This is a genomic window from Nocardioides lijunqiniae (assembly GCF_015024225.1).
GTDB classification, from domain to species: domain Bacteria; phylum Actinomycetota; class Actinomycetes; order Propionibacteriales; family Nocardioidaceae; genus Nocardioides; species Nocardioides lijunqiniae.
Map to the genome: position 1 here is coordinate 33298 of NZ_JACJGM010000030.1, position 25227 is coordinate 58524.

22 protein-coding genes are annotated in these 25227 nt (G+C 74.5%); 19 read left to right on the forward strand and 3 right to left on the reverse strand.

Features of this window, described 5'->3' with window-relative positions:
• Window position 1 precedes the first annotated feature (1 nt).
• From IRQ30_RS17315 to IRQ30_RS17350, 8 genes are read left to right on the forward strand one after another with little or no spacing between them, the layout of a single operon-like run.
• Window positions 2-1132: a cupin domain-containing protein gene (locus tag IRQ30_RS17315; protein ID WP_338089765.1), complete on the forward strand. Its 1131-nt coding sequence runs from the start codon at window positions 2-4 to the stop codon at window positions 1130-1132.
• Window positions 1129-2037, forward strand: a complete 909-nt coding sequence (locus tag IRQ30_RS17320) for a sucrase ferredoxin (protein WP_193614221.1) — start codon at window positions 1129-1131, stop codon at window positions 2035-2037. Before IRQ30_RS17315 ends, IRQ30_RS17320 begins: the two co-directional genes overlap by 4 nt.
• Complete coding sequence (locus IRQ30_RS17325; RefSeq protein ID WP_338089766.1) at window positions 2034-3164, forward strand: type III polyketide synthase; 1131 nt, start codon at window positions 2034-2036, stop codon at window positions 3162-3164. Before IRQ30_RS17320 ends, IRQ30_RS17325 begins: the two co-directional genes overlap by 4 nt.
• Window positions 3161-3697, forward strand: coding sequence for an isoprenylcysteine carboxylmethyltransferase family protein (locus IRQ30_RS17330; protein ID WP_193614223.1), 537 nt, complete (start codon window positions 3161-3163; stop codon window positions 3695-3697). The genes IRQ30_RS17325 and IRQ30_RS17330 overlap by 4 nt, the downstream gene beginning before the upstream one ends.
• The gene (locus IRQ30_RS17335; protein WP_193614224.1) at window positions 3690-4712 is read left to right on the forward strand and encodes an NAD(P)/FAD-dependent oxidoreductase; all 1023 of its coding nucleotides are present in this window, start codon (window positions 3690-3692) and stop codon (window positions 4710-4712) included. The genes IRQ30_RS17330 and IRQ30_RS17335 overlap by 8 nt, the downstream gene beginning before the upstream one ends.
• Window positions 4709-5287 carry an isopentenyl-diphosphate Delta-isomerase gene (idi, locus tag IRQ30_RS17340; protein ID WP_193614225.1) on the forward strand — a complete coding sequence of 193 codons (579 nt, stop codon included), beginning with the start codon at window positions 4709-4711 and terminating at the stop codon, window positions 5285-5287. Before IRQ30_RS17335 ends, idi begins: the two co-directional genes overlap by 4 nt.
• Entirely contained in the window at window positions 5284-6063 is a 780-nt protein-coding gene (locus tag IRQ30_RS17345; protein WP_193614226.1) for a UbiA family prenyltransferase, read from the forward strand. The genes idi and IRQ30_RS17345 overlap by 4 nt, the downstream gene beginning before the upstream one ends.
• Before the next feature lie 35 nt (window positions 6064-6098).
• On the forward strand, window positions 6099-6761 hold the full coding sequence (locus IRQ30_RS17350; RefSeq protein ID WP_193614227.1) for an HAD family hydrolase: 663 nt from the start codon (window positions 6099-6101) through the stop codon (window positions 6759-6761).
• 21 nt (window positions 6762-6782) lie between these two features.
• Here IRQ30_RS17350 and IRQ30_RS24275 read toward each other — a convergent pair whose 3' ends face one another.
• A complete protein-coding gene (locus IRQ30_RS24275; RefSeq protein ID WP_338089767.1) occupies window positions 6783-8381 on the reverse strand; it encodes a phospholipase D family protein in 1599 nt (532 codons plus the stop codon).
• Between the two features lie 67 nt (window positions 8382-8448).
• On the opposite strand from IRQ30_RS24275, the gene IRQ30_RS17360 reads away from it, so the two are divergent.
• The 6 genes from IRQ30_RS17360 (at window position 8449) to IRQ30_RS17385 (ending at window position 14810) form a co-directional block, all read left to right on the forward strand.
• Entirely contained in the window at window positions 8449-9588 is a 1140-nt protein-coding gene (locus tag IRQ30_RS17360) for a carboxylate-amine ligase (RefSeq protein ID WP_193614229.1), read from the forward strand.
• 10 nt (window positions 9589-9598) lie between these two features.
• Window positions 9599-10090 (forward strand): cupin domain-containing protein, encoded by a 492-nt coding sequence (locus IRQ30_RS17365; RefSeq protein WP_193614230.1) that lies wholly within the window; start codon window positions 9599-9601, stop codon window positions 10088-10090.
• 113 nt (window positions 10091-10203) lie between these two features.
• Complete coding sequence (locus tag IRQ30_RS17370; RefSeq protein WP_193614231.1) at window positions 10204-11232, forward strand: SGNH/GDSL hydrolase family protein; 1029 nt, start codon at window positions 10204-10206, stop codon at window positions 11230-11232.
• A gap of 276 nt (window positions 11233-11508) precedes the next feature.
• The gene (locus IRQ30_RS17375; protein WP_193614232.1) at window positions 11509-12462 is read left to right on the forward strand and encodes an MBL fold metallo-hydrolase; all 954 of its coding nucleotides are present in this window, start codon (window positions 11509-11511) and stop codon (window positions 12460-12462) included.
• Window positions 12463-12471: 9 nt separating this feature from the next.
• Window positions 12472-13923 (forward strand): SDR family NAD(P)-dependent oxidoreductase, encoded by a 1452-nt coding sequence (locus IRQ30_RS17380; protein ID WP_338089768.1) that lies wholly within the window; start codon window positions 12472-12474, stop codon window positions 13921-13923.
• A gap of 53 nt (window positions 13924-13976) precedes the next feature.
• The gene (locus IRQ30_RS17385; protein WP_193608163.1) at window positions 13977-14810 is read left to right on the forward strand and encodes a ScoMcrA-related endonuclease; all 834 of its coding nucleotides are present in this window, start codon (window positions 13977-13979) and stop codon (window positions 14808-14810) included.
• A gap of 10 nt (window positions 14811-14820) precedes the next feature.
• Here IRQ30_RS17385 and IRQ30_RS17390 read toward each other — a convergent pair whose 3' ends face one another.
• Together IRQ30_RS17390 and IRQ30_RS17395 are read right to left on the reverse strand one after the other, a co-directional pair.
• Entirely contained in the window at window positions 14821-16545 is a 1725-nt protein-coding gene (locus IRQ30_RS17390; RefSeq protein ID WP_338089769.1) for a sensor histidine kinase, read from the reverse strand.
• A 28-nt stretch (window positions 16546-16573) separates the two neighbouring features.
• A complete protein-coding gene (locus IRQ30_RS17395) occupies window positions 16574-17245 on the reverse strand; it encodes a response regulator (protein ID WP_193614233.1) in 672 nt (223 codons plus the stop codon).
• A 108-nt stretch (window positions 17246-17353) separates the two neighbouring features.
• Here IRQ30_RS17395 and IRQ30_RS17400 point away from each other — a divergent pair, with 108 nt between their 5' ends.
• The 5 genes from IRQ30_RS17400 to IRQ30_RS17420 all read left to right on the forward strand — a co-directional run bounded on the left by IRQ30_RS17400 (window position 17354) and on the right by IRQ30_RS17420 (window position 25149).
• A complete protein-coding gene (locus IRQ30_RS17400; protein WP_193614234.1) occupies window positions 17354-18337 on the forward strand; it encodes an Acg family FMN-binding oxidoreductase in 984 nt (327 codons plus the stop codon).
• A 111-nt stretch (window positions 18338-18448) separates the two neighbouring features.
• Entirely contained in the window at window positions 18449-19897 is a 1449-nt protein-coding gene (locus tag IRQ30_RS17405; RefSeq protein ID WP_193614262.1) for a cytochrome ubiquinol oxidase subunit I, read from the forward strand.
• Window positions 19898-19912: 15 nt separating this feature from the next.
• Window positions 19913-20932: a cytochrome d ubiquinol oxidase subunit II gene (gene cydB, locus IRQ30_RS17410; RefSeq protein WP_193614235.1), complete on the forward strand. Its 1020-nt coding sequence runs from the start codon at window positions 19913-19915 to the stop codon at window positions 20930-20932.
• The gene (cydD, locus tag IRQ30_RS17415) at window positions 20929-24243 is read left to right on the forward strand and encodes a thiol reductant ABC exporter subunit CydD (RefSeq protein WP_193614236.1); all 3315 of its coding nucleotides are present in this window, start codon (window positions 20929-20931) and stop codon (window positions 24241-24243) included. Before cydB ends, cydD begins: the two co-directional genes overlap by 4 nt.
• A gap of 33 nt (window positions 24244-24276) precedes the next feature.
• Window positions 24277-25149: a universal stress protein gene (locus IRQ30_RS17420; RefSeq protein WP_193614237.1), complete on the forward strand. Its 873-nt coding sequence runs from the start codon at window positions 24277-24279 to the stop codon at window positions 25147-25149.
• The last annotated feature ends 78 nt before the right edge of the window (window positions 25150-25227 follow it).

Below are 25227 nucleotides of genomic sequence, written 5' to 3' on the forward strand. Positions count from 1 at the left end.
CGTGCCCGGATCCGCGCTCGACCTGCTCAGCGGCGACGCCCAGACCTTCGTCACGAAGGTCTGGGCGTCGCGGGTGCACCTGCACCGCACCGACCCCGAGCGCCTCGTCGCGCTGCTGTCCCTCGACGACGTCGACACCCTGCTGACGTCGTCGGCGATCCGCACCCCGTCGGTCCGCGTCGCCCAGGACGGGGCGGTGCTGCCGGAGTCGTCCTACACGCGCGGCGCCACCCTCGCCGGCAAGCCGCTCACCGGCCTCGTCGACTCCCGCAAGGCGCTCGCGCTCTTCGAGGGAGGGGCGACCATCGTGCTGCAGGGGCTGCACCGCTACTGGCTGCCGATCACCCGGCTCGTCGCGGAGCTCGAGCTCGAGCTGGGCCACCCGTGCCAGGCCAACGCCTACCTCACCCCGCCGGGAGCCCAGGGCTTCGCGGTGCACTCCGACTCCCACGACGTGTTCGTCTTCCAGACCGCCGGCTCCAAGCAGTGGGAGGTCCACTGCCCCGACGGCGCCGACGAGGTGCTCCTGGAACCGGGCGTGTCGATGTACCTGCCCACCGGGACCCCCCACGCGGCGCGGGCGCAGGACACGGTGTCGCTCCACGTGACGCTGGGGATCAACCAGCTCACCTGGCGCGGCCTCGTGGAGCGCAGCGTCGCCGACGCGCTTGCCGGGGTCACCGACGAGCACCTTCCCGCGGGCTACCTCGACGACCCGCGCGGCCTCGCCGACGAGCTCGCCGAGCGGCTCGAGTCGCTGGCCGCCGACATCCGGGGCGTCGACGCCGGGGCCGCGGTCACCGCGGAGGTACGCCGCTTCCTCACCACCCGGAGCCCCCGTCTCTCCGGCGGCCTGCACGACGTGCTCGCCGTCCCCGCCCTCGACGACGACACGCTCCTGCGCCGACGGCCCGGCCACCCGTGCGTCCTGATCCCCCGCGACGAGCGCATCGAGGTGCTCCTCGGCGACCGCGCGGTCGACGTGCCCGCGTGGCTCGGCCCGGCCCTGGAAGACCTGCGCGCCCGGCGCGAGCTGGCCCCGCGCGACCTCGCCGACCACCTCGACCCGCAGAGTCGGCTCGTGCTCTGCCGCCGCCTCGTCCGGGAAGGGCTGCTCGAGGTCGCCACGTGACCTCCCGCGACCCCGCGTTCCGCTGCTCGGTCGCCAGCGGGCTGCGCGACGAGCCCGTCGGCGGCACCGCCTCGACCGTGCGGGCCTTCCTGCTCCTCGAGCACCCCGGCCCGTGGGGCGTCGACGCGCTCCGCGACGCCCGGCTGCCCGACGGGCTCGGCGACGCCGTGGCCAGGGCCGCCGCCGCGGCACGGGTGCGCCCGCTGCTCGTGCGGCGCCCCGACCGCCGTACGCACCAGGACGGGATGCGGGTCTTCGCGGCGTTCGCGCACCCGTCGCGGTCGTGGCTGGAGACCACGGTGGTGCCCGACCCGCACCAGCTGCTCGACCTGGACCTCGCCGCCCTGGGCGCCGGCCGCTCGCCCGGCCTCACGCCGTACGACGGGCCGCTGCTGTGCGTCTGCACGCACGGGCGCCACGACGCCTGCTGCGCCGAGCAGGGCCGACCGGTGGTCGCCGCCCTGGCGGCCGCCCACCCCGAGGAGACCTGGGAGGTCTCGCACATCGGCGGCGACCGCTTCGCCGGCAACATGCTGGTGCTGCCCCACGGCCTGTACTACGGGCGGCTCGACCCGGTCTCGTCGCTGGCGGTGGCCGGCGGCCTGGCCGCCGGTGAGCTCGAGCTGGACCACCTGCGGGGGCGCTCGTCCTACGCGATGCCGGTGCAGTTCGCCGAGATCGCGCTGCGCCGACAGATCGGCGAGACCCGCGACGACGCGGTGCGCCTGGTCTCACGGCAGGTGGAGGACGGGGTCACCGACGTGGTGTTCGCCGCCGGGGGCGCTCAGTGGGCCGTCTCGGTGCGCACCGCTCCCGGCGCCGAGCTGGTCCAGCTCACCTGCAAGGCCACGCGCGACAACCCGGTGCCCGGTCACGAGCTGCTCGGGATCTCGCGCACCGGGTGACATCATCGTCCCGGGGGTACCGGGCAATCCAGCGACGCACTCGGCATCGAAGGAGTCACATGGAGATCCTCTCGGTCCGTGGGGTGCTCCCGGCACACACCTACCCCCAGCACGAGATCACCGACGCGTTCACCCGCTTCATCGCCACCGACGGCGGTCTCGACGAGCGGCTGCTGCGACGGTTCCACGGCAACGCCGGCGTCGACCAGCGCCACCTGGTCCTGCCCCTCGAGGCCTACGCCGACCTGGAGGGGTTCGGACAGGCCAACGACCTGTTCATCGACCACGCCGTCGAGCTGGGGGCGCGCGCGCTCGTGGACGCCCTCAAGGCCGCCGACCTCACGCCCTCGGACGTCGACGTCATCGTCTCCGCGACGGTGACCGGCCTGGCGGTGCCCAGCCTGGACGCCCGCATCGCGGCGCTGGTGGGCCTGAGGCCCGACGTCAAGCGGGTCCCGATCGTGGGCCTGGGCTGCGTCGCCGGCGCCGCGGGCATCGCGCGCCTGCACGACTACCTCGTCGGGCACCCCGACGAGGTCGCCGTGCTGGTGGCCGTCGAGCTGTGCTCGCTGACCGTGCAGCGCGACGACGTCTCGATGCCCAACCTCGTGGCCAGCGGCCTCTTCGGCGACGGCGGGGCCGCGGTGGTGGCCCGCGGCGGCACCGACCGCGGCGGGCAGGCCGAGGTCCTGGCCACCCGCAGCCGCCTCTACCCCGACTCCGAGCGCACCATGGGCTTCGACGTCGGCGACGGCGGGCTGCGCATCGTGCTGGACGCCAACGTGCCCACGATCGTGGGGCGCTACGTCCGCGAGGACGTCGACGGGTTCCTCGCCGACCACGGCCTCACGCGGTCCGACATCGGCTGGTGGGTCTGCCACCCCGGCGGCCCCAAGGTGATCGAGGCCCTCGAGCAGGCGCTGGAGCTGCCGCGCTCCGCGGTGCAGCTGACCTGGGACTCGCTGGCCCGGATCGGCAACCTCTCCTCGGCCTCGGTGCTGCACGTCCTGGAGGACACCCTGAGGGACCGTCCACCCGCCCCGGGGTCGTATGGGATGGTCCTCGCCATGGGTCCCGGGTTCTGCTCCGAGCTGGTGCTGGTGCGTGCGGCCGGGGAGACCGCGTGACCACGCTGACGGCGTTCACGATCGTCGTCGCGCTCGTGGGGCTGGAGCGGCTGGCCGAGCTCGTCGTCTCCCAGCGCAACGCCGCGTGGAGCTTCGAGCGCGGTGGGCGCGAGTCCGGGCAGGGCCACTACCCCTTCATGGTCGTGCTCCACACCGGCCTCCTCGTGGCGATGCTGGTCGAGGCGTGGGTGCGCCGCCCCGACGTCGCCGCCGGCCTCGCCTGGTCGATGCTGGCCCTCGTCGTCGCCTCGCAGGCGCTGCGCTGGTGGTGCATCACGACGCTGGGCCGCCGGTGGAACACCCGCGTGATCATCGTCCCCGGGCTCGCTCCCGTCCGCTCGGGGCCCTACCGGCTGATGCCCCACCCCAACTACGTCGCGGTGGTCGTGGAGGGCGTCGCCCTGCCGCTCGTCCATGCCTCGTGGATCACCGCCCTGGTCTTCACCGTCGCCAACGCCGCCCTGCTGACGGTGCGGATCCGCACCGAGGACGCCGCCCTGCGCACCCTGCCGCAGGAGACCGTCGATGCGTGACCTCCTGGTCGCGGGCGGCGGTCCCGTGGGTCTCGCCACCGCGCTGTACGCCGCACGGGCCGGGCTCGACGTCGGCGTCGTCGAGCCGCGCGAGGGTGTCATCGACAAGGCCTGCGGCGAGGGCCTGATGCCCGGGGCCGTGGCCGCCCTCACCGACCTCGGGGTGCCGCTGGACGGGCACCCGATCACCGGCATCCGCTACGTCGACGGCGAGCACGTGGCCGAGGCCCGCTTCCGCCACGGCGCGGGCCGCGGCGTGCGCCGGACGACCCTGCACCGGGCGCTGGGCGACGCCGTGCTGGCGGCGGGTGTCAAGACCGACCCCCGCGCCGTGCGCGAGGTCGTCGACCGGGGGGACCACCTCCTGGTCGACGGTGAGCCCACCCGCTACCTCGTCGCGGCCGACGGGCTGCACTCCCCCGTGCGCAGGATGACGGGCCTCGACGTCCCGGCGACGACGGCTCGCCGCTACGGCCAGCGCTGCCACGTCGACGTGGCCCCCTGGACGTCGTTCGTCGAGGTGCACTGGGCGGCCTCCTCGGAGGCCTACGTCACCCCGGTCGGCCCCGACCGCGTCGGCGTGGCGGTCCTGACGTCCCAGCGACGGTCCTTCGCCGACCTGATCACCGACTTCCCGGTCCTGGTGGAGCGGCTGCGCGGTGCGGCCGCGCCCGACGTCCGCGGGGCCGGACCCCTGCGCCAGCAGTCGCGGCGTCGCGCCGCGGGGCGGGTGCTGCTCGTCGGCGACGCCGCCGGCTACGTCGACGCGCTGACCGGCGAGGGCATCGCCCTCGGCGTCGCCCAGGCCCGGGCGGCCGTCCGGGCCGTCCTCGCCGGTGACCCGGTCCGCTACGACCGCGACTCGCGACGGCTGAGCCGGCGCCACGAGCTCCTCACCCGCGGCCTGCTGGCCGCGACCCGCTACCCGGGCGTACGCCGTCGCGTCGTCCCGGCCGCCGCGGCCCTGCCCTGGGTGTTCGGCACCGCCGTCGACCAGCTCGCGAGGCCCGCATGAGCACCGAGGAGCTCGTCGTCCTGCTCGACGAGGCCGGCCGGGCCGTCGGGACCACCCCCAAGCAGGGCGTGCACCACCGCGAGACGCCGCTGCACCTGGCCTTCTCGTGCTACCTCTTCGACGCCGAGGGCCGGCTGCTCATGACCCGGCGCGCGCTGACCAAGAGCACCTGGCCGGGTGCCTGGACCAACTCCGTGTGCGGGCACCCCGGGCCGGGCGAGCCGATGACGGACGCCGTGCGCCGGCGGGTGCGGGACGAGGTCGGGGTCGACGCGGCCGGAGTGCGCCTGATGCTGCCGGCCTTCCGCTACCGCGCGGTGATGCCCAACGGCGTCGTCGAGAACGAGATGTGCCCGGTCTACGTCGCCACCACCACCGGCACGCTCGCCCCCGACCCCACCGAGGTCGACGACGTCGCCTGGGTCGACTGGTCGCGGTTCCGGGCGGAGGTGCTCGACGGGAGCCGCGAGATCAGCCCCTGGTGCCGCGAGCAGGTGGCCCTGCTCCCCGAGGACCCGCTGACCGCTCCCGGGCAGGACGAGTCCGCCCTGCCCCCCGCCGCCCGGACCGCGTGACCCCGCTGCTGCGCGCCGCCCACGGCGGACCGGCGGCGGCCGTGGTGATCCTGGCGCTCCTGCTGGGCGTGGCGGAGGACCTGGCTCCGGCCCGGGTCCTGCTGGTCGGGCTGGCCGTGATGGCGGGCCAGCTCAGCGTCGGCTGGTCCAACGACCTCCTGGACGCCCGCCGCGACCGTACCGTCGGGCGCACCGACAAGCCGCTGGCCTCCGGCGAGCTGAGCGAGCGCACGGTGCGGGCCGCCTGCGTCCTGGCCCTCGTCGCGGTCGTCCCGCTGTCGCTGGCCTGCGGCTGGGAGGCCGGCCTCGTCCACCTGGTCCTCGTCGCGTCCGCCTGGACCTACAACCTCGGTCTCAAGGCGACGGCCTGGTCCTGGGCGCCGTACGCGGTGTCGTTCGGCCTGCTGCCGGTCGTGGTCGCCCTGGCCGACGACGACCTGCCGCCGTGGTGGGTCCCGGCGGCCGCTGCGCTGCTGGGGGTCGGCGCCCACCTGGTCAACGTGCTGCCCGACCTCGACGACGACGCCGCCACGGGCGTGCACGGGCTCCCTCACCGGATCGGCCGGCGTCGGCTGCCGGCCGCGGCCACGGCGGTGCTCGTGCTGGGCTCCGTGGTGGTGACGGTCGGGGCGGGCTTCACGCCCGTCGCCCTGGCGGGCCTGGGCGTGGTCGCGGCCCTCGCCGTCGTCGCCCTCGCCGGTCGCGGCCGCACGCCCTTCCTGGCCGCCATCGCCATCGCGCTGGTCGACGTGGTGACGCTCGTCGCAGCGCGCTGATCGGTGCGAGGCGCGTGGGTGGGTACCGCGGAGCTATGGCCGACACCGCGATCTTCGACGTCGACGGCACGCTCGTCGACAGCAACTACCAGCACGCGCTCGCCTGGTCCCGCGCGTTCCTGCGCCACGACGTGGTGGTGCCGATCTGGCGCATCCACCGAGCGATCGGGATGGGCGGGGACAAGCTGGTCGCCGAGGTGGCGGGTGACGACGTGGAGAAGGAGCTCGGCGACGCGCTGCGCGACGCCTGGGTCGAGGAGTTCGACGAGCTGATCGGCGAGGTGCAGCCCTTCGAGGGCGCCCACGAGCTGCTCGCGGAGGTCAAGCGACGGGGCTTCCGGCTGGTCCTGGCCAGCTCGGGCAAGAAGAAGCACGTCGAGGTCTTCCTCGACCTGGTCGACGGCCGCCCCCTGGCGGACGCCTGGACGACGTCGGAGGACGCGGAGGAGTCCAAGCCCTCGCCCGACCTCGTCCAGACCGCACTGGCCAAGGTCGACGGCGCCTCCGGCGTGATGGTCGGCGACTCCGTCTGGGACGTGGAGGCCGCCGGGCGCCTCGACGTGCCGACGATCGCCGTGCGCACCGGAGGCTTCTCCGTCGGGGAGCTCGAGGACTCCGGCGCGGCCCAGGTCTTCGAGTCCCTAGTCGAGCTGCGCGAGCGCCTCGACGACACCGCATTGGCGCGCTCCTCCGCCTGAACGGGACGGTCCGGCCCAGGGCTAGAAGCCGTCGACTCGCTTCAGCGAGCGGGGACGGCCGTCGGGGTCGTGCATCAGCAGGTACGGCGCGAGCGACAGGGCGCGCTTGACCGGGCCGAGCCGCGGAGGCTGGAGCCGCCGCAGCCGGCCGAGCGGCTTGGGGCCGACCCCGCCACCGTCGTACCACGCGTCGAGGCGCGCCGCGCTGTCGGCGAACGCCGCGAACATGCCGTCGGTGTCGGCGCAGTCCTCCATCGCGTCGTCGTCACGGTCCAGGTGCTCTCGAGCGAGCTCGACGCGCAGCGAGCGGGCGTAGCGGTGCGGGTCGTCGGGGTCGGTGTCGACCACGACCGCGGACAGCTCCGAGTCGTGGGTCCACGACCGGCGGTTGAAGTTGTCGGAGCCGATCGTCGCCCAGGTGTCGTCGATGAGGCAGCACTTGGCGTGCACGTAGACCGGCGTGCCGGCGCGGTTCTCGATGCCGTAGACCGCCACCCGGTCCGGCGCGACGCGCATCATCTCGAGCATCGCGCGGCGCCGGCCCAGCATCTCCGGCACCCGCGACATCCCGTCCAGGTCCGGGTGCAGCGGCAGCACCGCGAGCACGTGCAGGTCGGGGTGCGCGCGCAGCGCCTGCACGAAGGCGTCGCCGATGTGCTTGCCCCAGAGGTACTGGTCCTCGACGTAGACGAGGCGCCGCGCCTTCATCAGCGCCTTGGTGTAGCCGCGGGCGACGCTGCGCTCGCCGCCCCGGGCGAAGGGGTAGTCGCGGTTGAGCCGGAGGTCGGGGTAGGTGCGCAGCAGCTGCACCGCGTGCGTCCCGCCCTCGACCGGCGGGGGCGGGGGCGCCTGCTCGGGCAGGGGGTCGGGGCTGAGGTCCAGGCGCAGGATCTTGTCGCGCAGCCAGAAGAACGGGCTGCGGCTCAGCGGCGTCGGGTCCTCCCAGCGCTCGCGGAAGACCGTCTCGACGTCGTGGACCGCCGGGCCGCTGATCGCCGCCTGGATGTCGTGCCACGGCGGGGTCTCGCCGTACTCGTCGGCCATGGTGTCCAGCGCCTGCGGGTCGCCGTGGTGGTCGGCGTCGTCGCGACGCGAGTGGCACAGGTCGATGCCCCCGACGTAGGCCACGTCGCGCGAGCTGTCGTCGGCGTGGCGGATGACGAGCAGCTTCTGGTGGTGCGAGCCGCCGTGGCGCACCCGCATGTCGAGCAGGGCCTCGGCCCCGCGCTTCTGGAGGTCCTCGCCGAGGCGGAGGTTCTCGCCGGCGGTGAAGCCGAGCGCCGCGCTGTGCGAGCGCCACACCAGGCCCCGCACGTCGACACCGCGCTCGTCGGCGCGCCCGAGCACCTCGACGACCTCGCTGCCCGGCTCGCCCGTCAGGCGCTCGTCGGCGTCGCCCTGCCAGTCGGTGAAGAAGATCAGGTCGCCCTCGACGGTGGCCTCGATGCGCTCGAAGAGCTCCGCGAAGTACGTCGCGCCGTGCACGAGCGGCCGGACCCGGTTGCCCAGGGACCACGCCCGGTCCCCGGGATGGACGTCGTCGAGGCGGGTGCTGGGGTTGCCCCGCTCGATCTTGCCGAGGAACCAGTCGGCGGGGCGCACGTCGCGCGAGAGTGGCACGGGCACACCCTGCCACGCGGGCTCACCCCTCGGGGCGAAGGGTGAGTGAGCGTGGTTACCTGAGGTCATGACTTCCCGCACCGTGGGCGTCGAGGAGGAGCTCCTCCTCGTCGACCCCGAGACCCGCGCCGCCTCCCCGAGGTCCCAGCAGGTCCTGAAGCGCTTCCGCGAGCACGGCAAGGGCCAGCGCGGTGACCTGCCGGGCCCCCGCGCCTCGACCGACGAGCTCGACCAGGAGCTCTTCCGCCACCAGCTCGAGACCCGCACCGATCCGGCCACCGACCTGACCGACACGCTGCAGCAGCTGCGCCTGGCCCGTCGTACGGCGGGCGAGGCCGCGGCCGACGTGGGGCTCGCCCTCGTGGCCACCGGCGTCTCCCCGCTGCCGCTGACCGACCCCCAGGTGACGCGCAACGACCGCTACCAGGACATGGTCCAGACCTACGGCGAGATCGCCCGCACCGCCGGCACCTGCGGGATGCACGTGCACGTCGCGATCTCCTCCGACGAGGAGGGCGTTGCGGTGATCGACCGGATCACGCCGTGGCTGCCGTTGGTCCTCGCGCTCACGGCCAACTCCCCCATCGCCAACGGGCGCGACACGGGCTACGCCTCGTGGCGCTCGCGCACCTGGTCGAGCTGGCCGAGCGCCGGGCCGACCGAGGCCTTCGGCGACCTCGAGACCTACCGGGCCGTGTCACAGGAGCTCATCGCCTCCGGGGCCGCGCGCGACCCCGGGATGCTCTACTTCGACGCCCGGCTCGCCGCGGACCACCCGACGGTCGAGGTGCGTGTCGCCGACGTGTGCACCGACCCCGCCGACGGCGTCCTCGTGGCGGCGCTGGTGCGGGCGCTCGTGGAGCGCTCGGCGCGGTCGTGGTCCGACGGCGAGCCCCTCGCGCCCTGGCGCTCCGAGCTCCTGCGCGCCGCGCACTGGCGCGCCGCGCGCTACGGCCTCAGCGGCACCCTCGTGCACCCGGTCGACCGGGGCCTGAGCAAGGCCGAGGACGTCCTGCGCGACACCGTCGACGGGCTCGCCGACGTGCTGGAGGAGCACGGCGACCTGGCGCTGGTCCGCGAGGGCGTCGACCGGGTGCTCCAGGGCACGGGCGCCTCCCGGCAGCGCACCGCCCTCGAGCGGAGCGGGGACGTCGAGGGCGTGGTGGACGACCTCGTCGTCCGGACCGAGCGCACCTGGTCGGAGTAGCCTGCGCCGCATGTCCTACCCCGCACCCGTCTACCCCGGCACCGGCGGTGAGGTCACCGCGCGCTTCCGCCCCGTCGGCACGCCGCCCGACCTGCCTCGTCCCGACGGCGGCGCGGCCCACTACCTCGCGACCGCGGCCTCCACCGACGGACGCTTCGGTCTCTACCGCTGGGACATGGGCGCCGAGCCCAGCGGCCCCGGACCGCACTTCCACCGCACGATCAGCGAGTCGTTCTTCGTGCTGTCGGGCGAGGTCCAGCTGTACGACGGCCGCGAGTGGCGCCGCTCGGTGCCCGGCGACTTCGCCTACGTCCCCGAGGGGGGCGTCCACGGCTTCCGCAACGAGTCGGGCGCCCCCGCCTCGATGCTGATCCTGTTCGCGCCGGGCGCACCACGTGAGGCGTACTTCGAGGGCCTGGTAGAGATCGCCGAGGGCCGGTGGACCCCCTCCCCCGAGGAGATGCGGGCGTTCCTGGAGGAGCACGACAACATCTACCTCTGAGGAGGCCGAGCGCCGCGAGCACACGGGACGCGGACCGCGGTGTGGGCGCCGTCACATAGGGTCGCACCACTCGACGACGGGTACCCGGCCGTCGACACCCCTGGGAGGCCCCGATGACCACTGCCCGACCCCGCCCGCTGCGCGCCGCCCTGGTCGCCGCCGCCGCCGTCGTCCTCACCGTCACCGCGGCGCCCGCGGTGACGACGTCGGCGGGCGCCGCCCCCAATGCCCCCAGTGCCCCCAGTGAGCCCAGTGAGCCCCGTGGAGTGGTGACCGGCGACGAGCCGATCGACTACGTCGCCCTCGGCGACTCCTACAGCGCCGGCCCGCTCATCCCGGCGCAGCGGCTCGACCCGGTCGGCTGCCTGCGGTCGACCAACAGCTACCCGGCGTTCCTCGCCGGCTACTTCGGCGTGCGCAGCTACGTCGACGTGACGTGCTCGGGCGCCCAGAGCGTCGACCTCACCAAGCGCCGCCAGACCACGATCGTCCCCGGCCCCAAGCCCGCACCCCAGGTCGCCGCGCTCAGCAGCGGCACCGACCTGGTGACCGTCGGCATCGGGGGCAACGACCGCACGCTCTTCGGCTCCATGATCGAGGTCTGCGAGAAGGTCGCCCCGACCGCCCCGAAGGGCGCACCCTGCCGGCGCCACTTCACCAACCGCAAGGGCGTCGACACCAAGCTGCGCGACGCCACCCGCATCCAGGCCAACGTCGGCCGCGTGCTGCGCACGGTCGCGCGCCGGGCGCCCTCCGCCGAGGTCTACGTCGTCGGCTACCCCCGGCTGCTCCCCCAGCGCGGAACCTGCCGCCAGGTGGCCTTCGCCGCCGGCGACTACCGCTGGGGCAACCGCGTCGAGCGCCGGCTCAACCGGTCGCTGCGGCGGGCGGCCGCCCGCAACGGCGCGACGTACGTCGACCTCTACCCCGCCTCGCGCGGGCACGACGCCTGCGCCGGCCGCGAGGCCTGGATCAACGGCAGCAAGCTCAAGCCCCTGCGGGCCGCCAACTTCCACCCGTTCCTGAGGGGGATGCGGGGCGCCGCCCAGGAGATCTACCGCCAGCTCACCGACGGCGCCACGGCGCCGGCCAACGTCTTCGCCCAGCCCCCGCTGGGCTCCCAGACGCCGCGCACCGACTGAGCACGCACAGGGGCGAGGGCCGGTCCACCCCCCCAAGTCGCGGACCGACCCTCGCCTGTGGCGGCCCCGGAGGGCCGCAGTGACAAGAAGACGATGACACCCCGGAGCCGCCTCAAGTAGGGCTTTGCGGGCACCTTGCGCAGGCCCGGTCAGAACCTTGAGGATTCCTTGAGGAACTGGCGGTCGACCCGTGGTCCGGCGTGCCGGACGCCCCGTCCCAGGGGCTCCGCTACCGTCACCGGACACCGCTCGCCGCCCGCCCGAACGGAGCCACCCGTGCGCCTGAAGCCCGGTCGTCCCGACCTGTCCCGCTACGCCGCCCGCTTCGACGTGCCGGCCGCCTCCGGGCCGCTCGGCGTCACGTTCCTCGGCGTCACCAGCCTGCTCCTGGACGACGGGGAGTCGGCCGTGCTCACCGACGGCTTCTTCTCCCGTCCCTCGCTGGCCCGCGTCGCCCTCGGCCGGATCTCGCCGGACGTCGACCGCATCGACGCCGCCCTGGGCAGGGCCGGGGTGGACCGCCTGGAGGCGGTCCTACCGGTCCACACCCACTACGACCACGCGATGGACTCCGCGGCGGTCGCCCACCGCACCGGCGCGGTGCTCGTCGGCGGCACCTCGACGGCCCACGTCGGTCGAGGGGGCGGGCTGCCCGAGGACCGGATCCGCGTCGCGGTCCCCGGCGAGGCCATGGCCTACGGCGGGTGGACCCTGACGCTGGTGGAGTCGCACCACTGCCCGCCGGACCGCTACCCCGGCGTCATCACCGAGCCGGTCGTCCCCCCGGTGCGCACCGGCGCCTACCGGTGCGGCGAGGCCTGGTCGATCCTGGTCGCGCACGCGAGCGGCCGCACGGCCCTGCTCCAGGGCAGTGCCGGCTTCGTCCCCGGCTCGCTGGCCGGTCACCGGGCCGACGTGGCCTACCTCGGCGTCGGCCAGCTCGGCGTCCAGCCCGAGGAGTACGTCCGTGCCTACTGGGCCGAGACCGTGGAGGCGGTCGGTGCCCGGCGCGTGGTGCTGACCCACTGGGACGACTTCTTCCGACCCCTCGACCGCCCGCTGCGCGCGCTCCCCTACGCCGGCGACGACCTCGACGTCACGATGCGGGTCCTCGGCGGCCTCGCCGCCGAGCAGGGCGTCGCGCTCCACCTGCCCACCCTGTGGCGCCGCGAGGACCCCTGGGCCGACCTGCCCACCGTCGATCGTGGTGACGGTGAGGTCGCGCCGTAGCATTCGCCGGTGACCTCCGGCATCGACCCCGACGACCTCGCGACCACCGTGCGGGTGCTGGAGCAGCTGCACCGGCTGCCGGACGGCCACCCGGACATGACCACGGTCAAGCACGCGGCCTCCCACATGTATAAGGCGCTCAAGCACGAGCGGCGGGCCGCCAAGCGCGCCGCCGAGCTGGCCGCCGACCGGGCGGTCACCGAGCTGACGGCGACCGGCTCGGCAATGCGGATCGACGACGAGACCGAGGGCATCCCGCTCGTCTCGCAGGCCACCGGCGCGTTCGCGGGAGAGCTGATCAACCCCCGGGGCTGCTACATCTGCAAGAACGACTACACCCTGGTGGACGCGTTCTACCACTGGCTGTGCCCCGAGTGTGCTGCCTTCTCGCACGCCAAGCGCGACCAGCGCACCGACCTCACCGGCCGCCGGGCGCTGCTCACCGGCGGCCGGGCCAAGATCGGGATGTACATCGCGCTGCGACTGCTGCGCGACGGGGCCCACCTCACGATCACGACCCGCTTCCCCAAGGACGCCGTACGCCGGTTCGCCGCGATGCCCGACGCCGCCGACTGGATCGACCGGCTCGTCGTGGTGGGCATCGACCTGCGCGACCCGACCCAGGTCATCTCGCTCGCCGACGAGGTCGCGGCGGCGGGACCGCTCGACATCCTGGTCAACAACGCCTGCCAGACGGTGCGACGCTCCCCCGGCGCCTACGCGCCGCTGGCCGAGGCCGAGCTCGCGCCGCTGCCCACCGACCTGGCGCTGCCGGAGATGGTCACCTTCGACCACGTCTCCGAGCTGCACCCGGCCTCCATCGCCGGCACGCTGCGCGACCACCCGATCGCCCACCACCTCGGCGAGTCACCCGCCTCGATGACCGCCCTGGCGCTCAGCGCCGGTCACGCCTCGCTCGAGGCGCACCTCGCGGGCACCGCGGTCGACGCCGGCGGGCTGCTCCCGGACCTGCAGCGGGTCAACTCGTGGACGCAGAAGGTCGAGGACGTCGACCCGCTCGAGCTGCTCGAGGTGCAGCTGTGCAACTCGATCGCACCGTTCCTGCTGATCTCGCGGCTGCGCCCGGCGATGCGCGCGGCGCAGGCCCGGCGCCGATACGTCGTCAACGTCTCGGCCATGGAGGGGCAGTTCTCGCGCCGCTACAAGGGCGCCGGGCACCCCCACACCAACATGGCGAAGGCCTCGCTGAACATGCTCACGCGCACCAGCGCCGGCGAGATGTTCGACACCGACCGGATCCTGATGACGGCCGTCGACACGGGCTGGATCACCGACGAGCGACCCCACCAGGAGAAGCTCCGGATCGCCGCCGAGGGGTGGCACGCCCCCCTGGACCTGGTCGACGGCGCGGCCCGCGTCTACGACCCGATCGTGCGCGGGGAAGCGGGCGAGGACCTGTACGGATGCTTCGTGAAGGACTACCGTCCCAGTCCCTGGTGACGGGTTCGGCGGGTCCCGGGCTTAAGGTCGAACATGTGCCCGACTTTCCAGCAGTGACCCGTGACCACGTCCTAGACGCCCTCTCCGAGTACGACGAGCGCGGGAGCGAGGCGTTCCTGCGGACCTACGGGTTCGGCGGGAGCCGCGACTACGTGGTGTGGCACGAGGGCAACAGCTACGACGCGAACGCCATCCTGGGCGTCGCGCACAAGTACGCCACCGGCAAGGCCGCCTCGCGAGCGCACCTCGCCGGGAGCCTCGACGGCGCCGGCCGGCTGCTGTCGCACCTCGGCTTCGACGTGACCCAGGTCGACGCCTCCGGGCTGGTGGACCAGCCGGTCAACGGGGAGTGGCGCGACGCCGCCGACCTCGAGCTCGACGAGTCGCGCAACGCCTGGGCCGAAGCCGCCCACGCCACGCTCCTCGAGACCGCCGGGCACTACCACCGGGTGCTGACCACCAAGGAGCTCGCGGTCCAGGTGCAGAACCGCACCGGCATCCGCACCTCCCAGCAGACCCACTACTGGCTCGGCGACGTGCTCACCCGCGTTGCCGCCATGTGCGCCCGCAACGACGAGCCGCTGCTGACCGCGTTCTGCGTCAACGCAGACGGCAGCGTCGGCGCGTCGTACGCGCCCGCCGTGCAGGCCGCGACCGGCACCCTGCCCGAGGACCCCGACGACCACGCGGCCCAGCAGCGCCTGCTGGCGCACCAGCGCTTCGGCGCCGACCTGCCCGAGGGTGGCGGGATCGCCGCGTTGACCCCGAAGCTCGCCGCGGCCCGCGGTCGCGAGCGCAAGATCCGCTACCAGGAGCGCGAGATCCCGACGTGCCCCACCTGCCACATGCAGCTGCCCGCCACGGGCGAGTGCGACAACTGCGCCTGAGCGGCCGCCGCTAGGCCCCGGCCGGGAGGCACCACTCGACGGTGGTGCCCTGGCCGGGGGCGGAGCGTACGTCGCACCAGCCGCCGAGCCGGTCGGCGCGCTGGCGCATGTTCGACAGCCCGCTCTCCAGCACCCCGGCGGGCAGCCCCCGGCCGTCGTCGCGGACGGTGAGCCGCAGGTCGTCGACCGCGCTGAGCTCGACGTCGACGGCGTGCGCGTCGGCGTGGCGCGCCGCGTTGGAGAGCGCCTCCCCCAGCACCGCCAGGACGTCGGGCACGACGCCGGCGGGGATCCGGGTGCGCACCGGCCCGGTGAAGCGCAGGGTGGGCCGGAACTTCAGGGTCGTCGCGGCCCGGTCGACGATGCGGGTGACCTCGGCCTGGACGTCGGTCGACTCCTCCAGCGTCCCGAGCGCGAAGATCGAGCGCCGGATGTCCCTGATGGTGGCGTCCAGGTCGTCGACGGCCTGGCCGAGGCGGTCGCGCACCTCGGGCCGGTCGCTCAGGCGCGAGACGCTCTCGAGCCCCAGCCCGACGGCGAACAGTCGTTGGATGACGAGGTCGTGGAGGTCGCGCCCGATCCGGTCGCGGTCCTCGAAGAGCACGAGACGCTGCTGGTCCTCGTGGGCCTCGGCCACCTGCAGCGCCAGGGCGGCCTGCTCGGCGAAGCTCATCGCCAGCGCCGGGTCGACGGCGTGGAAGGCCGCGGCCCGCTCCGGCGACCACGCGAGGACGAGCGCGCCCTGGACGCCCTGGGCACTGCGGAGGGGGACGGCGACCGCCGGGCCGACCGCGGGCCAGCCCAGCCGGGCGGCGACGTCGACGGCGCGCGGGTCGATGCCGATGTCGCCGACCTTGAGGGGCGCTCCCGTGCGCACGACCTCGCTCGCCAGCGAGTGCCCGAGGTCGACCTGGGCCATCGTCTGGGGGTCCGCGAGGGCGCCGGCGACCGCCTCGAGGTGCAGGCTCTCGCTGTCGGCTCCCGAGGCGACCCAGACCAGGTCGGCGCCCGAGACGTCGCGCGCCCGGTCAGCGACCGCCTGGACGGCGTCCGCGACGACCGTCATGCCGGCGACGAGGGAGGCCACCTCGGCGGAGGCGGCCAGCCAGCGCTGGCGGTGCCCGGCCTCCTCGTGCAGCCGGGCGTTCTCCAGGGCCACGCCGGCCGCGGCGGCCAGCGCCACGACGATGGCCTCGTCCTGCTCGGTGAAGTCGCCGCCGCCCACCTTCTCGGTGAGGTAGAGGTTGCCGAAGACGGTGTCGCGGATCCGCACCGGGACGCCGAGGAACGACGCCATCGGCGGGTGGTGCTCCGGGAAGCCGTACGACGCCGGGTGCTCGGCGATGTCGTGCAGGCGCAGGGGCTCGGGCCGGTCGATGATCAGCCCCAGCAGACCGTGGCCGGTGGGGAGGTCGCCGATCTCGCGCACCAGCGTCTCGTCGATCCCGTGGGTGACGAAGAGCCGCAGCCGCTTGTCCGGCCCGTCGCCGAGCACCCCGAGGGCGGCGTACCGCGCGCCGGCGAGGTCGCTGGCGATCCGCACGATGCGGGCCAGCAGCTCGTCCAGCGTCAGGTCGGCCGCCATCGTGACGACCGCGTCGAGCAGCAGCTGCCAGCGGGCCTGCTCGTCCAGGGCGCCGTGGACCCGGCTGAGCACCTCGCGCAGCAGGTCGTCGAAGCCGGTCTCCTCCAGGGCGCTCGAGGGGGCCGGGTCCGGGCGAGGGGCGTCGCTCACGCGGGCAGGCTACCGCTGCACCGGGCGCTCAGCGGTGCGGGTGCTTGGTGGCGAAGATCGCCGCCTGGGTGCGGCTGCTCAGGCCGAGCTTGGCCAGCAGCGACGATACGTAGTTCTTCACCGTCTTCTCCGCGAGGAACAGGGTGGAGGCGATCTGGCGGTTCGTCATGCCCTCGCCGATCAGCTCGAGGATGCGCTGCTCCTGGGCGGTGAGCTGCTCCAGGCTGGGGTCGACCCGGGGCCCGTTGCGGACCCGCTCGAGCACCTGGGCCGTGACGGCCGGGTCGAGCATCGACTGGCCCGCGGCCACCCGGCGCACGGTGTCGATGAGGTCGCCGCCGCGCACCTGCTTGAGCACGTAGCCGGCCGCGCCGGCCATGATCGCGGCGAAGAGCGCCTCGTCGTCGTCGTAGGACGTGAGGATGAGGGCGTGGATCGCCGGGTCGACCGAGCGGATCTCGCGGCACACGTCGATGCCGGTGCCGTCGGGCAGGCGGCCGTCGAGGATCGCGACGTCGGGGCGCAGCGCCGGGATCCGGCTGGCCGCCTCGACGGCCGAGCCCGACTCGCCGACCACGACGATGTCGCCCTCGCTCTCGAGCAGCTCCCGGATGCCGCGCCGCACGATCTCGTGGTCGTCGAGCAGGAACACCCGGATCCGGTCGCGCTCCTCGGGGCTGGTGGCGGAACTCTGCGTCATGCCCCCAGCCTAGGGTCCGTCGCCGGTGCGCCGACCGGACCGGAAGGCCCGGAAGAGCCGGGACCTTGGTCCCTGGTCCCCTCCACCCGGCCGTCGCACGCTGGACGGATGGACCCCCGGACCGCTCCCTCCGGCTCGCCCGCCCGCCGTGTGGTCGAGCTGGCCTGCGGGGCCCCCAGCGTGCACAACACGCAGCCGTGGCTCTGGCGCGTGGACGGCAACCGCGTCGACCTGTACGCCGACCGCAGCCGCCAGCTCCTCGTGGCCGACCCGGCCGGGCGCAACCTGCTGGTGTCGTGCGGCGCGGCCCTGCACCAGGCGCGCGTCGCGGCGCAGGCCCTCGGGACGCCCGCGGACGTCGTCCTGGTGCCCGACCCCGGTGACCCGGACCACCTGGCCCGGCTCGAGCTGCGCCGCGGCCCCCGCCCGGCCGACGCGGTCGAGCGCCTCGCGACGCTGGCCCGGCGGGTGACCGACCGGCGGCGCTTCACCTCCTGGCCCGTGGCCGAGGAGCGGCTGGCGCTGCTGGCCGCCTCCGTGACGACCCCCGGGGTACGGGCGCTGCCGCTGGTCGACACGACCACGCGCTTCCGCGTGGAGCTGCTCGTGGAGCGCGCGCGGGACCACCAGCTCGGCGACGCCCGGCTCGCGGCCGAGCAGCGGTCCTGGGTCGACCGCGGCCGCGGCGAGGGCGTCCCGTCCGCGAGCATCCCGGAGGCGACCGGACATGCTGGGGCGCCGGTCGGACGGTTCACGAGCGGGGCCGCCGGCCCCGCAGCGGCGCGCACCGGGCTGCTCGAGGGCTCCGACGGGCTCCTGGCGCTCTGCACGGACACCGACGAGCCGCACGCCTGGCTGGCGACCGGCGAGGCGCTCAGCCAGCTGTGGCTGGCCGCGACGGTCGACGGGCTCTCGGTCGTGCCGCTGAGCCAGGTCGTCGAGGTGCCCAGCACCCGCGGCGCCATGCGCACCGAGGTCCTCGGCGGGCTCGCGCACCCGCAGGTCCTGGTGCGTCTCGGGTGGCAGGAGCTCGGGCGCAGCCAGCTGCCGCGCACGCCGCGCCGTCCCGTGGGCGACGTGCTCCTGCCCTGAGGGCCCGGGACCTTCGTCCCTCCGGGTCGGGACCCGCGACCGTGACGCCCGACCCCGTCGCGTTCCTAGCGTGGGCGTGCCCCGCCCACCACCACAGGAGAGCACGTGGACCTGGACACCCTGGACATCGCTCGTTGGCAGTTCGCCATCACGACCGTCTACCACTTCATGTTCGTCCCGATCACGATCGGGCTCTCGGCCATCGTGGCCGGCTACGAGACGGCCTGGGTGCGCACGCGCAACCCGCAGTGGCTGCGACTCACGCGCTTCTTCGGCAAGCTGTTCCTCATCAACTTCGCCATCGGCGTGGTGACCGGCATCGTGCAGGAGTTCCAGTTCGGCATGAACTGGAGCGACTACTCGCGCTTCGTGGGCGACGTGTTCGGCGCTCCCCTCGCCATCGAGGGGCTGCTGGCCTTCTTCCTCGAGTCGACGTTCCTCGGCCTCTGGATCTTCGGCTGGGACCGGCTGCCGGCCCGCCTCCACGCCGCCTGCATGTGGCTGGTGCACCTCGGCACCCTGTTCTCCGCCTACTTCATCCTGGCCGCCAACTCGTTCATGCAGAACCCGGTGGGCTACCGCTACGACGCCGAGACCGGCCGCGCCGAGATGACCGACTTCGCGGCGGTCATGTTCAACAAGGTGCAGCTGGTGACGTTCCCCCACACCGTGCTGGCGGCGTACATGACCGGCGCGGCGTTCGTGGTCGGCGTGGCCTTCTGGCAGCTCGTGCGCAAGGCACGCGACGAGGAGGACCGCTCGATGTACCGCTCGGCCGTGCGCAGCGCCGCGGCGGTCGTGCTGGTCGCGGGCGTCGGCGTCACGATCTCGGGCGACTTCCAGGGCAAGGTCATGACCGAGGTGCAGCCGATGAAGATGGCCGCGGCCGAGGCGCTCTACGGGACCGAGCAGCCGGCCGACTTCTCCGTCTTCACCGTCGGCAGCCTCGACGGCAGCGAGGAGCGCTTCGCGATCAAGGTGCCCCGGCTGCTGTCGTTCCTCGCCACGGGCGACCTCGAAGGGGAGGTCGTCGGCATCGACGAGCTCCGCGAGCAGTACGCCGAGGAGTACGGCAGCGACCCGGGCGCGGCCTACTACTCCCCCGGCGACTACACGCCGGTGATCCCCCTGACCTACTGGACGTTCCGCCTGATGATGGGGCTCGGCATGGCCGCCGCCGCGATCGCGGTGTGGATCCTCTGGGCCACGCGTGCCGGACGGACCCCGCGCGGCCGCTGGCTGATGACCGCGGCGCTGGCCCTGCCGTTCCTGCCCCTGTTGGCCAACTCGTTCGGCTGGATCTTCACCGAGATGGGCCGCCAGCCCTGGGCCGTCTTCGGGCTGATGACCACGCAGAACGCCGTCTCCCCCAGCGTCTCGCCGACCGAGGCGCTCGTGTCGCTGGTCGTCCTGACGCTGCTCTACGGCGTCCTGGCGGTGATCGAGGTCAAGCTGCTGCTCGGCTACGCCCGCCACGGCGCGGACAAGGTCGAGGACGACGACCTGCCGCCGGAGCGCCCCGACCACGACCCCGACCGCCCGCTCGCGTTCGCCTACTGAGACCCGGAGACCGCCATGGAGCTCACCACCGTCTGGTTCAGCCTGATCGCCGTCCTGTGGATCGGCTACTTCGTCCTCGAGGGGTTCGACTTCGGGGTCGGCATGCTGCTGCCCGTCATCGGCCGCACCGAGGACGAGCGCCGGGTCCTGATCAACACCATCGGGCCTGTCTGGGACGGCAACGAGGTCTGGCTGCTCGTCGCCGGCGGCGCCACGTTCGCCGCCTTCCCCGAGTGGTACGCCACGCTGTTCAGCGGGTTCTACCTCCCGCTGCTGCTGATCCTGGTCGCGCTCATCGTGCGCGGACTGGCCTTCGAGTACCGCCACAAGCGCGACGACGTCGCCTGGCGCGCCCGTTGGGACCTCGCCATCATCGTGGGCTCGGCCGTGCCCGCCGTCCTGTGGGGCGTGGCGTTCGGCAACATCCTGCGGGGCGTGCCGATCGACGGCGACCTCGAGTACGCCGGTGGCTTCTTCAACCTGCTCAACCCCTACGCCCTCCTGGGCGGGGCCACGACGCTGCTGCTGTTCCTCACCCACGGCGCGGTCTTCATCTCGCTGAAGACCTCCGGCCGGGTGCGCGAGCACGCCCGTGACCTCGCCACCCGTCTCGGCCTGGGAGCGGCGGTCGTGACGGTCGTCTTCCTCGGCTGGACCCAGCTGGACACCGGCACCGCGGCCTCCGCCCTCGCCTTCGCCGCGGCCGCGGTCGCCCTGGTCCTGGGGCTGCTCGCGGTGCTGGCCGGCCGGGACGGCTGGTCCTTCGTCGGCACGTTCCTCGCCATCGGCCTGGGCGTGGCCGGGCTGTTCCTCGCGCTGTTCCCCGACGTGATGCCCACCAGCCTGGCGGGCGGCACCGGGCTCACCACGACGAACGCCGCGGCCACGGCGTACACGCTCAAGATCATGACCGTGGTGGCGGTGATCTTCACGCCCCTGGTGCTGGCCTACCAGGCGTGGACCTACTGGGTGTTCCGTCGCCGGATCTCCGTCGACCACATCCCCGCGCCGCTGCCCACCCCCTTCGCGCCGTGAGGCCCACGGACCCGCGGCTGCGGCCCCACCTGGCCCCCGCGCGGCGCCCGCTCCTGGGCGTCGTCGCAGCCGGAGTCCTGGGCGCGGTGCTCGTCGTGGCGCAGGCCTACGCCGTCACGGGGCTGGTCGTGGCCGTGGTCACCGGCGAGCCCCTGGGCTCGTGGGTCGTCGCGGTGCTCGCACTGGTCGGCGCTCGCGCGGTCGTGTCCTGGGGCTCCGACGTCCTCTCGGCGCGGGCCGCGGCCGCGGTCGGCGACCACCTGCGCGAGCAGGTCGTGCGCACGGTGCTGGGTCGCGGAGGTCAGGGCTCCTCGTCGAGCGGCGAGCTGTCGGTGCTGGCCACCCGCGGGGTGGCGGCCGCCGAGCCCTACCTCACCCGCTACCTCCCGGCCGCCGTGCTGGCCCTCGTGCTGCCGCTCCTCACGCTGGCGGTCATCGCCACGCAGGACCGGTGGAGCGCGCTGATCGTGGCTCTCACCCTCCCGCTGGTGCCGGTGTTCGGCGCCCTGGTCGGGCTGGCGACCCGCGACCGGGCCCAGGAGCAGTGGGCCGCCATGGCCGCGCTCTCCGGGCACTTCGTCGACGTGGTCAAGGGGCTACCGACGCTCGTCGCCCACCGCCGGGCCCGTGCGCAGTCCGCCCGGATCGCCGCCGTCACCGACCGCTACCGGCGCGCGTCGCAGGCGACGCTGCGCGTGGCGTTCGCCTCGTCGGCCGTGCTGGAGCTGGTGGCCACGCTGAGCGTCGCGCTGGTCGCGGTGGTCATCGGCGTCCGGCTCGCGCACGGCGAGGTCGGGCTGAGCACGGCGCTGTTCGTGCTGCTGCTCGCCCCCGAGGCCTACTGGCCGCTGCGCCGGGTCGGCGCGGAGTTCCACGCCGCCGCGGAGGGCGTGGCGACGTTCGCGGCCGTGAGCGCGCTGCTCGACGCGGCTCCGGAGGCCGAGTCCCTGGCGACGTACGGCGACGGCGACCTGGTCGTCGACGAGGTGACCGTGAGCTACCCCGGGCGCTCGCGTCCGGCGCTGCAGCGCGTCTCCGCGGTGGTGCCCGCACGCGGCGTCACGGTGCTGACGGGTCCGTCGGGCTGCGGGAAGTCCACGCTGCTGGCCGTAGTGGCGGGGCTGCTCCCGGCCCAGGGCGCCATCACCGTCGGGGGCGTCCCGGTCACCGCAGCGTGGCGCTCCCAGGTCGCGTGGCTGCCGCAGCGCCCGGTGCTGCTGGCCGGCACGGTGGCCGAGAACCTGAGGCTGGCGGCGCCCGCGGCGAGCGACGACGAGCTCTGGGACGCCCTGGAGCGGGTGGCGCTCGCCGAGCGGGTGCGGCTGCTGCCCGGTGGTCTGCAGGCGCAGGTCGCCGAGGACGGCGGCAGCCTCTCGGCCGGTGAGCGCGCGCGGCTGACCCTGGCGCGGGTGGTGCTCGCGCGGCGGCCGTGGGTCCTGCTCGACGAGCCCACCGCCCACCTCGACGAGCTCACCGAGCGGGTCATCGCCGACACCATCGTCGAGCTCGGCCGGACGAGCGGGGTGCTCGTCGTCGCGCACCGGCCCGCCGTGTTGGCGCTCGCCGACCAGGTGGTGGCGCTGACACGCGGCGCGCCTGCGGTTTGGTCACAAACCGCAGGTTCGAGCCCCCGAATCGTGCGGTCTGTGACCAAACCGCAGGCGGCCACGCCGGTGACGGTCGAGCCCGCCCGACCCGCGTCGCTGTGGAGCAGCATCGTGCTCGGCTCGCTCGCGTCGGCCTCGGGCGTCGCCCTGACCGCGACGGCGGGATGGCTGATCGTGCAGGCGTCGACCCGGCCGCCGGTGCTGACGCTGCTGGTGGCCGTGGTCGGGGTGCGGCTCTTCGGCCTCGCGCGCCCGGTCCTGCGCTACGTCGAGCGGCTGCGCTCTCACGACACCGCGCTGCGGATGCTCGCCGAGCGCCGGGTCCACGTCTACGACGCGATCGTGCCGCTGACCCCCGGCCGTCTGGGGCGACGCCGTGGCGACGTCCTCACCTCGGTGGTCGACGACGTCGACAGCGTCGTGGACCGGGAGCTGCGGGTGCGGCTCCCCGTGCTCGGGTTCGCCGGGGTCACGGCCGTGACGTCGGTGGTGGCCGCGCTCGTCATGCCTTCGGCCGTGCCGGTGGTGCTGGCGACGGCCGTCGTCGGCGCCGGAGGGGGCTTCGTGCTGGCCCGCCTCGGGGCCGGCCGGCGCGAGCGCGCGGCGGTCGGGCTGCGCGCCGAGCTCTCCGCCGCGGTCGTGGAGGCGGCGCAGGTCGCCACCGAGCTGGTCATGTGGGGTGCCGTCGAGGACGCCGTGCGCCGTGTGTCGGCGATCGGCGGCAGGCTGACCGGTGCCGGGGTGCGGGCTGCGCGCTGGCTCGGGGCTGCGCGCGGGCTCGTCCTGCTCACGTCCGGAGCCGGGGTCGCCGCGATGGCGTGGCTGACCGCCCCGGCGGTGGCCGACGGTCGGCTGTCGGGCCCGATGGCCGCCCTGCTGGTGCTCGTGCCGCTCGCGCTGGCCGAGCCCGCGGCCACGGTCGCCGACGCGGGCGCCGTCTCCGCGCGCACCGACGCCGCGGCCACGCGCCTGCGCCAGCTGGACCGGCGTACGCCGGCGGTGCGCGACACCGTCGGGCGCCCGCTGCCGGCGTCGTCGGAGGTCGCGCTGCGCGCGGTCAGCGTCGGCTGGGACCAGGACCGTCCGTGCGTCGAGGGACTCTCGCTCGACCTGCCCCCGGGAGCCCGGGTGGCGGTGACCGGGCCGAGCGGGTCGGGCAAGAGCACGCTCGCCGCGCTGCTGCTGCGCTTCCTCGACCCCTCGAGCGGCGAGGTCACTCTCGGCGGCGAGCGGCTCGACCGGCTGGCCCTGGACGACGTACGACGTCGGGTGGGGCTCGTGGACGACGACCCCCACGTCTTCGCCTCGACGCTCGTGGAGAACGTCCGGCTGGCGCGGCCCTCCGCCACCGACGACGAGGTCGAGGTGGCGCTGCGTCGCGCCCGTCTCGGCCCGTGGCTCGACGCCCTCCCCGACGGGCTGGACACCTGGCTCGGCGACGGGCACGCGCAGGTCTCCGGTGGCGAGCGGGCGCGGCTGGCCGTGGCGCGCTCCGTGCTGGCCGACCAGCCGGTGCTCGTCCTCGACGAGCCGACCGCCCACCTCGACCACGCCACCGCCGTCGAGCTGGCGACCGAGGTGCTGGGCGAGCGCGACGGCCGCAGCGTCCTGTGGATCACCCACGAGCCCGTGGGCCTCGACCTCGTCGACCGCACCGTCGAGCTGGGGTCCTTGGTCCCGGACGGTCGGGTCCTCCGCCGCTGACGGCCGGCGCCGGCGGGCAGCAGGCTGGTGGCCATGGACATCTCCTCGCTCCCGGCCGGCGCCGTCGTGGCCGGCGTCGACGGCTCGGACCACTCCCACCGAGCGGTCGTCTTCGCCGCCCGCGAGGCGCACCTGGCGGGGCGCCCCCTCGTCCTGGCGCACGGCACCGGCCTCATGCCGAACCTCGATCCCTACGCCGTCACGGTGCTCCACGAGCTCGAGGCAGCCGGGCACGAGCTCGTCGACGCCGCTGCGGCCGAGGTGGACCGCCTGTTCCCCGGCCTACCCGTCGAGACCGTCGTGCGTCGGGCGCACCCGCGCCAGGCGCTCCTCGACCTGGCCGCACGGGCCTCGCTGCTCGTGGTCGGCTCCCGCGGGCACGGCCCGCTGCGCAGCGTCCTGCTCGGCTCGGTGAGCGTGGGCCTGGTCCGAGAGGCCGCCTGCCCGGTCGTGGTCGTGCGGCCGCACCACGCGGGCGTCGTACGTCGTGGGGTGCTCGTCGGCGACGACGGCACCGCCGACTCGACGCCGGTCCTGGAGGCCGCCTACCGCCACGCCTCGTCCCACGGCCTCCCCCTGACCGTCCTCCACGCGGCGGTGGAGCCCGCCCCGGGGGGCGACGCCCCGGTCCGGATGGCCGAGTCGGTCGCGGGCTTCGGCGAGCGCTACCCCGACGTCCCCGTGCAGCTCGTCGTCGCGGCAGGTGCTCCGGCTCCGGAGCTGCTGGCCGCGGCCGACCGGATGGACCTGGTGGTCGTGGGGCGCCACGACCGTTCCCGTGTCGGCGACCTGCTGCTCGGCTCGGTGGCCACCACGGTCGTCGAGCACGCCACCTGCCTGGTGGCGGTCCTCCCGCTCGCGAGGGTCCTGCTCGGCACCGGGACCAATGGCCCGGGACCAGGGTGACCATCGCCCCTGCCCGCTCGCTCCGCGAACGACGATGCTGAGAACAACCTGAGAGACCAACCGCACCAACAAGCGAGA

Bases quoted from the DNA above. Each gene is read 5' to 3' on its own strand.
- IRQ30_RS17350 (WP_193614227.1), top strand. From the start codon at position 6,099: ATGGCCGACACCGCGATCTTCGACGTCGACGGCACGCTCGTCGACAGC.
- IRQ30_RS17335 (WP_193614224.1), top strand. From the start codon at position 3,690: ATGCGTGACCTCCTGGTCGCGGGCGGCGGTCCCGTGGGTCTCGCCACC.
- IRQ30_RS17360 (WP_193614229.1), top strand. From the start codon at position 8,449: ATGACTTCCCGCACCGTGGGCGTCGAGGAGGAGCTCCTCCTCGTCGAC.
- IRQ30_RS17365 (WP_193614230.1), top strand. From the start codon at position 9,599: ATGTCCTACCCCGCACCCGTCTACCCCGGCACCGGCGGTGAGGTCACC.
- IRQ30_RS17420 (WP_193614237.1), top strand. From the start codon at position 24,277: ATGGACATCTCCTCGCTCCCGGCCGGCGCCGTCGTGGCCGGCGTCGAC.
- cydB (WP_193614235.1), top strand. From the start codon at position 19,913: ATGGAGCTCACCACCGTCTGGTTCAGCCTGATCGCCGTCCTGTGGATC.
- idi (WP_193614225.1), top strand. From the start codon at position 4,709: ATGAGCACCGAGGAGCTCGTCGTCCTGCTCGACGAGGCCGGCCGGGCC.
- IRQ30_RS17400 (WP_193614234.1), top strand. From the start codon at position 17,354: ATGGACCCCCGGACCGCTCCCTCCGGCTCGCCCGCCCGCCGTGTGGTC.
- IRQ30_RS17370 (WP_193614231.1), top strand. From the start codon at position 10,204: ATGACCACTGCCCGACCCCGCCCGCTGCGCGCCGCCCTGGTCGCCGCC.
- IRQ30_RS17395 (WP_193614233.1), bottom strand. From the start codon at position 17,245: ATGACGCAGAGTTCCGCCACCAGCCCCGAGGAGCGCGACCGGATCCGG.